Origin of the sequence: Pandoraea apista, assembly GCF_001465595.2 — a bacterium.
In the GTDB taxonomy this organism is placed as follows: Bacteria; Pseudomonadota; Gammaproteobacteria; order Burkholderiales; family Burkholderiaceae; genus Pandoraea; species Pandoraea apista.
Window position 1 is genome coordinate 5,023,678 of the sequence record NZ_CP013481.2, and the last position, 12,424, is coordinate 5,036,101.

Genomic DNA, 12,424 nt, shown 5'->3' on the forward strand with positions numbered 1-12,424 from the left:
TTGCCGATTTGACAACAATCCGCCGCCCGTTCGCTCGCTCAGCCGGATGGGACGGGGCTTAGCGCTGATTCCCGACGCTGCGGGCAGGGCCGCGATGACTGGGATCGAACATCGCAAGCAGGTAGATCAGCACGAGATACGGCCACGTCCAGGCGAGCCAGCGCGCCAGCACGTTGAAATGCACATAACGGCCTTGTCTCCATGACTGAAGCGCCGCCTCGTAGTAGGGGTTGGCGGGCAGCAGATTGACGAAAACAAGCAGCACGACTAGCGCCGCCAGCGCGACGGCACCGCGCAGCGCGCGCGGTCCGCGTCCGGCAACGAGCAAGACGAGCGCACCGACGATCACACCGTAGATGGCCCCGGCCGTCACCCAGTCGAACGCCTGCGCGGGCGAAAACTGCCACGCCGACGCGATAGCCTTGATCGCAAACGCGCTGACGAACATCGCGCAAAGCAAGGGCGCACGCGGTGCCGAGCGACGCATGGCAAGCGTCGCAAGCAGCCCCGCAAGAATGGTGCCGCTCGCGGTCACCACCGTTTCCCACAAGGCGTGACTGGCGACGGCGTCGAGTTCCGACAGGTAGTCCTGCAACTGCCCGAGCCGCGGCACCCAGTCGAGCACCAGATCGGTCACGTCCGGGTCCTGCCAGAGCCAGATTTGCCGGACGAGATCGCCATCACCGAAGAGAAATTGTTGCGGGTAGGCCTGTGCCCACGGCCATAGCGCCAGCAACACGAGCAACAGACTCGCGTGCCGTTCGAACCAGGCGAAGCGCAAATGGCGCAGCCAACCGCGATCCAGCAACGGACTCGTGAGAGGTACCGCAATGGCGCCACCGATAAGCGCGCCAAGCGCATTCGTGGCGAGATCGACGTTCGACGCCACCCGTGTCGGCAGATACGTTTGCAAGGCCTCCATGCCGCACGAGAGCAGGGTGCCCAGCAAAAATGCCGCGAGTACGGCGCGCGGCCCTCGCCATACGGGGTGCAGCGCCAGTACGGTCAACATGCCGAGCGGGATATAACCCAGCACGTTGGTAACGACATCGAACAGCGTCATCCATCGCGGTAACGGCGCGGACAGATAGTCGAACGGCCCGACGGCCGCGCGCTGAAACTCAAACGGATACAGGCTCGCGTAGGCAATCAGCAGAATCAGACAGATCAGCGCCTGACGCGTCAGCGGAGAGGCGCGTCGCTGCCAGGGTTTGACATCCTGCTCAGGCATCGGCGGCGTGCTTTATCGCGCTGGCGCAGCCGCACCCGATGCCGACGACGCGGCAGGCAGCGCCCGTGACTGAGCAGGCGCGCGCGTCGTTGCCGAAGGGGCGGGCACACGTCCGGCGAGCCACTGGATCAGTTGCGTCTGCACCGCGTCGCTGGCGAGTGCGAGTGCACGCGCACCGCCTGCGGCGTCTGCGCTCGGCGCGGGAGCCTGTGCACGAAGTGTCGTCTGCGCGAGCAGCTTCGGTCCGTCGAACAAGGTGGCTCGCACCTGCACGACGCCGTGGCTCGACGACGTGCTGTCGAAGTACTGCGCGAATTCCTCCAGTTCCACCCGCAACGCCGGTGCGGCAGTCGGATCCCCCGCCGCAAGAACGGGCCGGTCGACCGACAAGGCGGACCGCAAACGATCCCCGAAGAGCCGCGCGGGCGACGCAAGCCATCGGCTGTTCGCATACACGCGGGCCTGATCGCCTTCGCTGGCGGGCAGACGGTAATAGATCACGTCGGCGTCGAGCCAGCTCGGCGCGTTGACTACGACTTTGAGCGGCGACATGCGCGGCGCACCTGCGGCAGTAACGCCCGACGCGGGTGCTGCCGTGTCGACAGCGTTCGCGGCGTTGGCGGTGGTGGACGCGGCCGAAGCGGTCGAAGCGGCCGAAGCGGTCGAAGCGGCCGAAGCGATCGAAGCGGCGGCGGGCACCGTCGGCGGGCCGAGATCGAAGCGCGTCAGCGAGCCTGGCGACGTCGAGGTGGCACATCCGGCCATCAGTACGGCCGCCCCGGCACATAGCAGCCAGGTAGTCAGCGGGCGCACCCGGCGTGCGCCGCTCGCGCGCAGTGCCATTGCGGCGGTTGCCTCGTTCGTCCGGATCGCACCGGTTGGTTCAGTCATCTCGATATCCCCTTGCAAGACGGTGTCGCGCATCATTGACCTGCCCTGCCGGGCCACGAAAAGCCGGACTCACCCGGACCGGGCGGCGGCGGCGACGTGCCGAACAGCAGCGCACGCGGATTGCGATTGATGGTCTCGGCGGCCTGTCCCACGGCCTGCGTCGTCGAGCGCAGATCATCAGACAGCGTGTTGAGCCGTGGCAGCGCCTCTTGTTGCAGCGATCCCTCGAATGTCTGCATCGTTGCCTCGAATGCCGCAAGACTCGACGTCGCCTGATCGGCCGCCCGTCCCACACTGTCGAGATTGCGAATCAGCGGCCCTTGCGGATCGGCCAGTTGGTTCGTCAGGCGATGTGTGCCGGCGAGCGTGCCGTTGAGTTCACGAACGGTGTCGGGGAGTTGCTTCGTGACCGGCTCGAGTTGCTCGGCCACACGATTCACGCTTTGCGCCGCCGTCTTCACACTGTTAATCGAATCCAGAATGGCTTGCCGGTTGTCGGGCGAAAGCAGCTTGTTGACCGACGACGTTGCCTCCTCCAACTGATGCACCAGATTGTTGCCGCGCCGCTGCAGTTCGTCGACAAAGCTCGGACGCAGCCGCAATTGGGCAACGTGAGCCGCAGACGACTGCAACAACGTGCGGTCGTGCCCATCGTCGTCCAGTTGGACGAAAGCCAGCCCCGTCACCCCCTGATAGCTCAACGTGGCGAACGTCGACTTGGTCATCGGCGTGCCTTCGTTGACCAGAATGCGAATCAGAATCTGGCCGGGGGTGCGCGGATCGAACTTGATCGAGTCCACCTTGCCCACGCCCAGTCCTCGATACCGCACTGCGGATTCGGGATTCAGACCGGTGACATTAGTGCGTGCCACCAGATCGTAGGGCACGCGAACGCGATTGTCGCGATTGAACCAGTACACGGCTGCGGCAATGGCGGCGAGCAACACCAGCGTGAAGAGGCCCGCCATGAAGGCGTGCGATTTATTTTCCATCGTCGAGTAACTCCGAAATCTTGGCGCGCCGCGCTGCGGGCAAGGCCAGCAACGCGCGTCTGCCGCGCTCACCGAGGAAGAAGCTGTGGATGAACGGATGATCGACGCACACCACGTCTTCCACAGGTGCGTTCACGAGTACCTTGCGATCGGCCAGCACCGCCACGCGCGTGGCGAGCATCATTACCGTATCCAGATCGTGTGTGACCATCACGACAGTCAGGCCGAGCGAGCGATGCAGGCCGCGAATCATGGCCACGAATTCGTCTGACGCCTGCGGATCGAGGCCGGCCGTAGGTTCGTCGAGAAAGAGCAGTTCCGGTTCCAGCGCAATGGCCCGCGCGATCCCTACGCGCTTGACCATGCCGCCGGATAGCTCCGACGGCATGCGGTTGGCCATGCGCCCCGACAACCCGACCATCTCCAGTTTGTACATCACCACATCGCGAATCAGATCTTCCGAAAGCGTATGCAGTTCGCGTAGCGGCTGCGCAATGTTGTCGAACACCGTCATCGCGGAGAATAGTGCGCCGCGCTGAAACAACATTCCCGAGCGGCGTCGCAACAGGTGTGCGGTGCGCCGGTCGATCATCGTAATGTCGTGGCCGAAGATACTGATGTGACCACTCGTGGGCGACTCCAGACCGATGATCTGCCGAATCAGCGTTGTCTTGCCCGAACCGGAACCGCCGACGAGCGCAATGATCTCGCTTTGCCTGACCGTGAGATCCAGATGCTCGTGAATCGTATGTGTGCCGTACCGCTTGGTGAGATCGCGCACTTCGATCACCGGCTCGGCTTCGCCGGGCAACGTCGACGAGACCGGCGGACAACCGGCAACCGCACCGGTACGCACGTCGTCGGCGAGCGCAGGCGAGACCGGGGCCGCTGCGGTGGCGGGCGCCATGGACGGATCGGGGACTGTGGTTCCGCGCATCAGCCGATCCCCACATTGCGGAACAGAATCGCGAAGACGGCGTCGGCAAGGATCACGACGGTAATCGATGTCACGACCGACTGCGTCGTGCCTTCGCCGAGACTCTGGGTATTGGGTTTGACACGCATACCGAAGTGACAGGCCACCAGAGCGATCAACATGCCGAAGACGACACCTTTGCCCAGACCGATCCACAGATTGGCAATGTTCACCGCGTTGGGCAGCGTTGTGAAAAAGTAATGCAGCCCGATACCGAGTTCGTACTTCGCGGCAAGTGCGCCGCCAAGCAGGGCAACGATGTTCGTCCACATCACCAGCAGCGGCATGGCGATCGCCAGCGCAATGACCTTCGGCAGCACGAGCCGCAAACCGTGCGGAATATCCATGACGCGCATCGCGTCCAGCTCTTCCGTCACGCGCATGACGCCCAACTGGGCAGTAATCGCCGATCCTGAGCGGCCCGCCACAAGAATCGCGGAAAGCACCGGCCCAAGCTCCCGGATCACCGCGAGACCGAGAATGTTCACGATGAATGTACTCGCCCCATACAGCTTCAATTGCTGGGCGGACAGATAGGACAGGACGATACCGATCAGGAACGCCACCAGCGCCGTAATGCCGAGCGCCTTGGCCCCCGCGCTATAGATATTGGCGGACATCTCCAGCCATGGCGCACGCATCGGATGGCGAACGACACGGCCAAGGTCGATCACGAAGCGGCCGAACATCGTGATGCCGTCGCGCAGATGCTCTCCCAGCGTGAACAGCGAATATCCAAGACGGCTGACCTGATCGATCCGACGCGCGGGCACAGGGCTTTGCCGCGTGCGATCGAACTCGGCGAGGTGATCGAACAGTGCGCGCTGCGTCGGAGTTAGCGCAACATGCTCCGGATAGCGGCGCTGCCAGTAGCGCCACAGCGCCTGAGCACCGACGTGATCGAGACGCTCCACACACGTCAGATCCCACGCCAGATTCCCCTGAGGCAAAGCGCGCACGAGACGCAGCAACGTTTTCTTGCGCTGCGAAAGCGCCAGCGCTGTCCATAGGCCGCGCAGCATGACCACCGGGCCTTTCGACGAGGTGGTCAGCTCCAGAGTGGGCACGGCATCGAGGTTCAAAACAGACGATCTCCTGGCAAAAAAGCCGCCGGAATCCGGCAAAACGAGGTCATTGTACGGTACAGGTGCGACCGGTCGATGGCAACCCGCCAAGGGCTGAAAACGTGCCGGAATCGGCCGACTTACGCCTCGGATAATGCCGAAATACAAGGATCGACGCAGTGCAGACCGGCGCGGCGCCAGCCTCGCCGCTACAATAGCAGCCATGAATAACGCTGCTGCTTCCTCTCCCAACCTCCCCCTCGCCGCTACGGCTGCGGGCTCGCCCGAACGCCCCGCCGGCATGGGTGGCGAGCGATCGGGCGACACTGTGTCGCGCTCGCTCGATGGCGAGCGGATTCGCTTGCATCTGGCTGCCGCTTGCCGTGGATGGCAGATCGAGGTCGTCGACGCGACCGGATCCACGAATCTCGACCTGCTCGCACGCCTTCGCGAAAACGCGTCACACGCTTCCGTGGCCCCTGCGGCCCCTGTTATACGCGCCGCGATGCAACAGACGGCGGGACGCGGGCAACGCGGCCGGGCATGGCAAAGCGTGCCCGGCGACAGCCTCACGTTCTCGCTGGCCTATGTCATGCCGGGGGGACCGGCCGAGCTGGCCGGACTCTCGCTTGCCACCGGTGTCGCGGTCGTAGAGGGACTGTCGGATCTGCCACTGTCGGCACCCCATGCGCTCGGCCTCAAGTGGCCCAACGACGTCCTGCTGCGTGGCGGCAAACTCGCGGGCATCCTGATTGAAACCGTCCCGGCAGGCCCGGGACGCATTGGTGTCGTCATCGGCATCGGCATCAATCTCCGACAGGCCGGCGATGTCGCCGCGCGCATCGACAATGCAGCGGCGGCCGGCGCGCCCGGCAGTGCCGGTGTTGCAACGTCCGTCATTCCTGCCACGCCGCCCGCTGCGCTCGAATCCGTGCTGCCGGAGCCGGACATGTCCTCGGTCTTCGTCGCCGTAGTCAGGCGCCTCACGGCCATGCTCGACCGCTTTTCCGAACATCGATTCGGTGCGTTCCGCGATGACTGGGAAGCCATGCACGCCTATGGCGGGGCATCGATCCGTGTCATCGAACACGGCCGCGATCTGCTGCATGGCGTAGCGCTCGGTGTCGACGCGCAAGGTTGCCTTCGGGTGGCGACCGACGAGGGCGAACGCATCGTCGCCAGCGGCGAAGTCTCCGTGCGATTGCTCGATGCGTCCGGCGAGCCGGGCAAACAAGGAGTCTGGTGATGGCCGCCTCGAGACGCTCCTCTGCGTCGCACAAGACAAGCGCGGCCGAAACTGCGACGTCCACTCACGCCCCCCACACCTTGAATGGCGTAGGGGACAAAGGCACCGCCGAGAGCACGCCATGGTTGCTGGTGGATGCCGGGAACAGCCGGATCAAGTGGGCACTCGCACCAGCCGTGCGGCCGGTCGAATGGCGTGCCGCGTCCCCCTCGTTTCTCGCAAGCGGCGCGGTTGACCACGCCGAATGGCGCACCCTCGCGACACAAATCCGCGCAGGCTGGGCAGCGTTGGTCTCGGGGAGCGGCGGCAAGGCGCATTTCGCCCCAAACACTGCGCCGCTCGCGATTGGTCAGGGCGGACAGGACGAGGGCTTCATTTGCCCGGCCCCTGCCGGTGTCTGGCTGGCGAACGTCGCGGGCGATGCCGCAGAACAAGCGGTTCGCATGACGCTGCAAACGCTGTGGGGCATGGCATCTGCCGATTGGCTGCAAGTCTTGCGCGCCAGCAAAGCTTGCGCGGGGGTGCGCAACGGTTATCACACGCCCACGCAACTCGGCAGCGATCGTTGGGCGAGTCTGATCGGCGCCCATGCCGCGTGGCCCGGCGAACACTTGCTGATCGTAACGTTGGGCACCGCCACAACCGTTGAAGCCCTGCGTGCCGACGGCGATTACCTCGGTGGCTTGATCGCACCGGGGCCCGCCCTGATGCTTCAATCGCTTGCGCAAGGCACAGCCCAGTTGCCCACGCTCGACGCCACCATGCCATCCGGCGGACAGGACTTTGCACGCAACACGGCAGACGCGATTCTGCGCGGCTGCGCGGCTGCGCAAGCGGGTCTCGTGGAGCGAAGTCACGCCCAACTGCAAGCGCAGTTGGGCGCACCGGTACGTTGCGTGCTTTCGGGCGGCGCCCGCCAGGCGCTGGCGCAAACCCTCACGCTGCCCTTTACCGAACACGATCAATTGGTGCAGGCGGGTCTATACGAGGTCGCCTTGCGAGCAGTTGGCGTCGACGCGGCAACCGCAAAGGTCGAACACGCCGCCAAGACAGACGCATCGGCATCCGAACCGCGAGATGCCGAACATGCCCAGGGAGGTACCTGAGATGTTGCGTGCGCTGTTGCTTGTCATGTTTCTCGCGGCCAATGCGGCACTTGCCGCGGTGCAGTTCGGCTGGCTGAAGTGGCGTGACGTATTACCCGCCACCGGCCGTGAGCCCGCGCGCGTGCAGAAGCAACTTGATCCCGGCAACATTCGCCTGATTGGAGCTGAGGTCAGCGGGCAGGCATCGGGGGTGCCGATCTCCGGCAGCGACAAAACGCCGAGCAGCACTGGAACGGCCAACGGCGAGGGCAGCACTGGCGTCGAGAACGGTGCCGCGAATGGCACCACGCGCCACGACGCAGTTGCGGAACCAGCCTCGGCGTCGTCTGTGTCTGCAACGGCTGCGGCCGCAGCGAGCCGAGCCGTTGCGGCCACTGCACCGAGCGCGGTATCGGGCGACGCGACGGCATCGCAGGCGGCCGCAGCCGTTACGGCGTCCATCTGCCTCGACATCGGGCCGTTTGCCTCCAACGACGCGCAACAGGCGCGTGGCCTGCTGCTCGCGGCGTTGCCGTCGGGACAAGGCGACATACAATCCCTCGCACTCGACAAGCGTTACTGGGTGCATCTCAGCCCGGTGCCGAACAAGGCGGCGGCCGACAAGCAGGTGGCGCAATTACGCTCGGCAGGCGTCACGGAGTACTTCCTGCTCAACGACGACGGCTCGAATCTGGTCGTCTCGCTTGGACTCTTCAACGATCGGGAACGTGCGGTGCGCCTGATGGCGGCGGCGCAGAAGAAAGGCGTCACGCCACAATTGAGCGAGAGGCCGAATGCAAAGAGCCGGATCATCTACCGGATCGCCGGAATCAATGCAAACGCAGCAACTCAGGTGCGCAGCGTGGTCACCCAGCAATGGGCGGCACAGTTGGTGCGCACCTGTCCGTCGCCGGCAGGTAGCCCGCCTGAAGGCGCTCGCTGAACAGGGAAACGCTGCGGATCAAAACAGGAATGCGGCGCTGCAAGCCAGCCCAAGGGAAGCGGTCCGGGCGGACCGCCCCTCCCAACGCCGGACTTACGCGACGCGCTTCAACTCGACAACGGGACGCACAACCCCAGTGTGGATACCACGTGCGTTCTTGATAACCGGCGCGACCCACGGGGCCAGTCCCGTCGATTCGGGCGACTCGACCAGACCGAGTGCCTTGAGTACGGCAACCGCTGCCGTATAGAGCGCACGCATATTGCCGTCGACAACCTTGATCGCTATGCCAAGTCCGGCAGAGCGCACGCCGATCGTCTGGACACCGTCGGCGCCGATCTTCGCCGCCCAGTCGCCGGGCGCCATACGCATGAATGCCAGATCGTTACGCCCAGTGCCGGACACCATCTCCGGCTGCTGCGTCATGGCAGCAAAAAGCGTCGAGAGCGCGGCATCGTCACTGGCGGCCAACCGGGCATAAGCGCCGGCCAGCTTGTCGAGCGGCAATGCGTAGTTTGGTGCGGAGCAGCCATCGGTACCCAAGGGCAGCATGTCGCCTTTCACGCCCACGACCTCTCCCACACGCGCGCGAATTGCCTGCTGAAGCGGGTGTGCCGGGTCGAGGTAGGTCTCAAGGGGCAACCCGTGTTGCGCACAATACGCGAGGAAACCAGCGTGCTTGCCAGAACAGTTGTGGTGCAGCGACGTCGGCTTCAGATCGACGGGCGGGCGTTTGCCCGTCGCGGAGTAAAACGTCGGTGTATGGCAGCCGCACTGCAAATGGTGTTCATCGCACCCCGCTTTGCTCAGCAGGCTTCTCACCCCGTCGACATGGAAGGTCTCGCCGGAGTGGCTCGCGCACAGCAACGCAAGCTCCGACTGCGTGAGTCCGAAGTGCGCTACGCCGTCGCCCTCGACGAAGGGCAACGCCTGAAACGGCTTGAGCGTGGAGCGTGAGAACGTAAGGAACGTGGGATCGCCTGCGGCATATTGCAGACGTCCCTGCGCGTCGACCACGGCCACGGAACCGTAGTGCACGCACTCGACCGTATCGACACCATTGGCGCCACGAGTCACCTCAACGAGCGGCGCAAGATTCATGACTGAGCCCGCACTTTCTTGAGCAACGACGTGGTCGAGCGCTGGTGTTCGAACGGAATGGCCACGGCCGTACCGCCCCATCCGCGAACGAGCGCGGACTCCGGCAGCTTGTCCATGTCGTAGTCGCCGCCTTTGACGAGAATGTCGGGCCGCACGGCAGCGATCAACGACTCAGGCGTGGTCTCGCCGAACGTTACGACATAGTCGACGCTTTGCAGCGCCGCGAGCAGTGCCGCACGGTCGTTTTCGTTGTTGATCGGCCGATCGTCGCCCTTGCCTAACGTGCGCACCGATGCGTCGGTATTCACACCGACGATCAGGCACGCGCCCAGTGCCCGCGCTTGTGCAAGATAGGTCACGTGACCGCGATGCAGAATATCGAACACGCCGTTGGTAAACACGAGCGGTCGCGGCAGCGTCGGCGTCAGCGCCGCAAGGGCTTCACGCGAAAGAATCTTGGCCTCGAAATCGGCCGGGGAAGTGACTTGGGAAGATGACATGACAATGAGTCTGAATGGACGCGCTATTGTCCCACGCCGCGTGCGGGGCAACAAAAAAGGGGCCGAAGCCCCTTTTCTGATGTACGGACGTGACTCGCGTCTTACGCCGAGGTCGCCACGGCCGGTGCCGGTGCGGTCACCGCTGCCAGACGGCTGGTGATTTCCTTGCGGTAGCGATTCAGGTCCTGCGCCGTTGCAAACGTGCGCTCAAACAGCAGCGACATGTTGTGCAGAATGCGCTCGACAACCTTTTTCTCCCAGCTATCGTCGAACTTGATCTGTTCGTCGAGCCAGTGTTCGAGCCATTCCGGTTCCGGCAGACGCGACTGTACCGTGTCGTTCGGGAACAGGTCCTTGTTCACGTGCAGGTTGGTCGGGTGCAACGGCTTTTCGGTGCGACGCGCCGATGCCATCAGCACACCGATCTTCGCGAACGCAGCGCGCGCGTTATCGCCAAAGCTCGTCAGCGCCTTCTTCATGTAACGCAGGTAAGCGCCGCCGTGACGGGCTTCGTCGCGCGAAATGATTTCGTAGATCGCCTTGATGACCGGCTCGGTGTGCCATTCGGCAGCGCGGCGATACCAGTGGTTCAGGCGAATTTCACCGCAGAAGTGCAGCATGAGCGTCTCGAGCGGCGGGGCCGGATCGAACGGGAAACGCACGGCATGCAATTCAGCCTCGGTCGGCACGAGGTCCGGGCGGAAGCGGCGCAAGTATTCCATGAGCACCAGCGAGTGCTTCTGCTCTTCAAAGAACCACACGCTCATGAACGCGGAGAAGTCGCTGTCGTCGCGGTTATCGCGCAGGAACATCTCGGTCGCCGGGAGTGCCGCCCATTCCGTGATGGCGTTCATCTTGATGGTGCGCGCCTGATCGTCGGTGAGTTGGCTAGCGTCGAATTTGTCCCACGGAATGTCCTTCTCCATGTTCCATCGCACTGCCTCCAGCGACTTGTACAGCTCGGGATACAGCATTTCGTTCATTTCAATTACCCCCAAGGTCGCGAGACCTTACACCAGGACTCAAGATAGTATTGTGAAAGTTTACGCCGAATTTCGACAGACAAAACGGTGAGCGTGTCGCGGGCGGCCCCCGCCGTCCGGCTTCACGTCTTGAACCCTGCCGTCGCGGAAGGACGGCGAATTAACGCCTGTGATCTGGCCGCACATTAGCGATATGGCTTAGAGCGACCCTACTAAAATATGGGCAAACTCTTGAATCATAACATAAAAGCCTTTCATGACCGCCTTCGCTGACAGCCACATGACGGTAATGCGTCGTAATTTTGACGCCCGTCAAAATGTCACGCAATGCGCCTAAGCTCAAAGGGCGACAAGCATCCCGGCCACCATTCGACGGAATGACCGGCACGCACTGCCCAGGCGCTCCGGTGGCCAAGCCAGCCACGGCAACGCCAAGGTGGCGCGTCAGGGTATGTCCTTGTGCCGCGGGCCTGCGCGAGCGGCACCCGATGGTCTACGCTAAAAGCAAACGTTCCGAATTTGCGGCCTGAGATCTGAAGTTACAACGGCCAACGCGATGGATTGCTGTTCGCAGCACCCATTTTGATGATAGTTCTCAGTCGCAATTACGCAACATGTTGTACTGGCCAGTGCGTCGGCAGAACGGCCTGCGCACTGCCAACGGGCCTTCCTACTCGACTGGATCCTTCACCGAAAAGGAGCCGAGCATGGCAACTCGTCCCGCATTTGCCGAATGGCTGCGCACCGCCTGTTTTCTGGCGATGGTGACGTCAGCTCCCGGTGCTCTGGCGTTCGACGCCGGGCAATTGGCCTCTCAGGAGATCCCCGCCGCCCATCTGGTTGGGCACGGTTCATTCACCCGCCTGGGTTTCCATCTCTACGATGCAGAACTCTTTTCCGGCCCCGATCGTCTCAGCGCGAATTGGGGTACGCACCCGCTAGTGCTGGATCTGCGTTACGCGCGCAGCTTCAAGTCGCATACGCTGGTGCAGCGTAGTCTGATCGAGATGACCAAACTGCAAGTGGCGACCGACGAGGAACGCCAGCGATGGGCCGACGAACTCGCGCGCATCTTGCCAGACGTCGCGGCCGGCCAGCATTTGACCGGCGTATTCCGGCCCGGCGACGGCACGCGTTTCTTCTCTGACGGCAAGCTCATTGGACAGATCCCGGGCGACGCCTTCGGCCGGGCATTCTTCGCCATCTGGCTCGACCCGCGCACGAGCGCCCCCGACCTGCGCGCCGAGTTGATCAGCGACGCGCATTGAGACTGCGTTCGGCGCGCGCTGGCGGAAATCGCATCAGCGCTACGCGCGCCGCGTGGTCGCCATGGGGGTGTAACTTACGGAAGTCCGGTCTCGGCACCGCACACCTGCGACCGCTAGGTGCAGACCCGAACCGGCCAGGGACTG

At 63.7% G+C, this 12,424-nt stretch carries 11 protein-coding genes and 1 pseudogene; 4 read left to right on the forward strand and 8 right to left on the reverse strand.

The window, feature by feature from the left end; genetic code table 11:
* Positions 1 to 58 precede the first annotated feature (58 nt).
* The 5 genes from AT395_RS22715 to AT395_RS22735 are packed head-to-tail and all read right to left on the reverse strand — an operon-like array spanning position 59 to position 5,172.
* Complete coding sequence (locus AT395_RS22715) at positions 59 to 1,231, reverse strand: VanZ family protein (protein WP_048628579.1); 1,173 nt, start codon at positions 1,229 to 1,231, stop codon at positions 59 to 61.
* Between the two features lie 12 nt (positions 1,232 to 1,243).
* Positions 1,244 to 2,122, reverse strand: a complete 879-nt coding sequence (locus AT395_RS25935; RefSeq protein ID WP_125347386.1) for an ABC-type transport auxiliary lipoprotein family protein — start codon at positions 2,120 to 2,122, stop codon at positions 1,244 to 1,246.
* Positions 2,123 to 2,154: 32 nt separating this feature from the next.
* The gene (locus AT395_RS22725) at positions 2,155 to 3,114 is read right to left on the reverse strand and encodes an MlaD family protein (RefSeq protein WP_048628577.1); all 960 of its coding nucleotides are present in this window, start codon (positions 3,112 to 3,114) and stop codon (positions 2,155 to 2,157) included.
* The gene (locus AT395_RS22730) at positions 3,104 to 4,021 is read right to left on the reverse strand and encodes an ABC transporter ATP-binding protein (protein ID WP_224787341.1); all 918 of its coding nucleotides are present in this window, start codon (positions 4,019 to 4,021) and stop codon (positions 3,104 to 3,106) included. Before AT395_RS22730 ends, AT395_RS22725 begins: the two co-directional genes overlap by 11 nt.
* Before the next feature lie 29 nt (positions 4,022 to 4,050).
* Positions 4,051 to 5,172, reverse strand: coding sequence for an MlaE family ABC transporter permease (locus AT395_RS22735; protein WP_048628576.1), 1,122 nt, complete (start codon positions 5,170 to 5,172; stop codon positions 4,051 to 4,053).
* 205 nt (positions 5,173 to 5,377) lie between these two features.
* Here AT395_RS22735 and AT395_RS22740 point away from each other — a divergent pair, with 205 nt between their 5' ends.
* The 3 genes and pseudogenes from AT395_RS22740 (at position 5,378) to AT395_RS22750 (ending at position 8,428) form a co-directional block, all read left to right on the forward strand.
* Positions 5,378 to 6,400 (forward strand): biotin--[acetyl-CoA-carboxylase] ligase, encoded by a 1,023-nt coding sequence (locus AT395_RS22740; RefSeq protein WP_072632902.1) that lies wholly within the window; start codon positions 5,378 to 5,380, stop codon positions 6,398 to 6,400.
* A pseudogene (locus AT395_RS22745) lies at positions 6,400 to 7,395 on the forward strand (type III pantothenate kinase); the annotation flags it as partial. The gene AT395_RS22740 and the pseudogene AT395_RS22745, both read left to right, overlap by 1 nt.
* A gap of 91 nt (positions 7,396 to 7,486) precedes the next feature.
* A complete protein-coding gene (locus AT395_RS22750; RefSeq protein ID WP_167370749.1) occupies positions 7,487 to 8,428 on the forward strand; it encodes an SPOR domain-containing protein in 942 nt (313 codons plus the stop codon).
* 93 nt (positions 8,429 to 8,521) lie between these two features.
* Here AT395_RS22750 and AT395_RS22755 read toward each other — a convergent pair whose 3' ends face one another.
* From AT395_RS22755 to AT395_RS22765, 3 genes are all read right to left on the reverse strand, one after another.
* A complete protein-coding gene (locus tag AT395_RS22755; RefSeq protein WP_048628573.1) occupies positions 8,522 to 9,529 on the reverse strand; it encodes an asparaginase in 1,008 nt (335 codons plus the stop codon).
* On the reverse strand, positions 9,526 to 10,029 hold the full coding sequence (rfaE2, locus tag AT395_RS22760; RefSeq protein WP_048628572.1) for a D-glycero-beta-D-manno-heptose 1-phosphate adenylyltransferase: 504 nt from the start codon (positions 10,027 to 10,029) through the stop codon (positions 9,526 to 9,528). Before rfaE2 ends, AT395_RS22755 begins: the two co-directional genes overlap by 4 nt.
* Positions 10,030 to 10,130: 101 nt before the next feature.
* A complete protein-coding gene (locus tag AT395_RS22765) occupies positions 10,131 to 11,012 on the reverse strand; it encodes a ferritin family protein (protein ID WP_042114194.1) in 882 nt (293 codons plus the stop codon).
* A 707-nt stretch (positions 11,013 to 11,719) separates the two neighbouring features.
* On the opposite strand from AT395_RS22765, the gene AT395_RS22770 reads away from it, so the two are divergent.
* Positions 11,720 to 12,280, forward strand: coding sequence for a chalcone isomerase family protein (locus tag AT395_RS22770; RefSeq protein ID WP_048628571.1), 561 nt, complete (start codon positions 11,720 to 11,722; stop codon positions 12,278 to 12,280).
* Positions 12,281 to 12,424 lie beyond the last annotated feature (144 nt).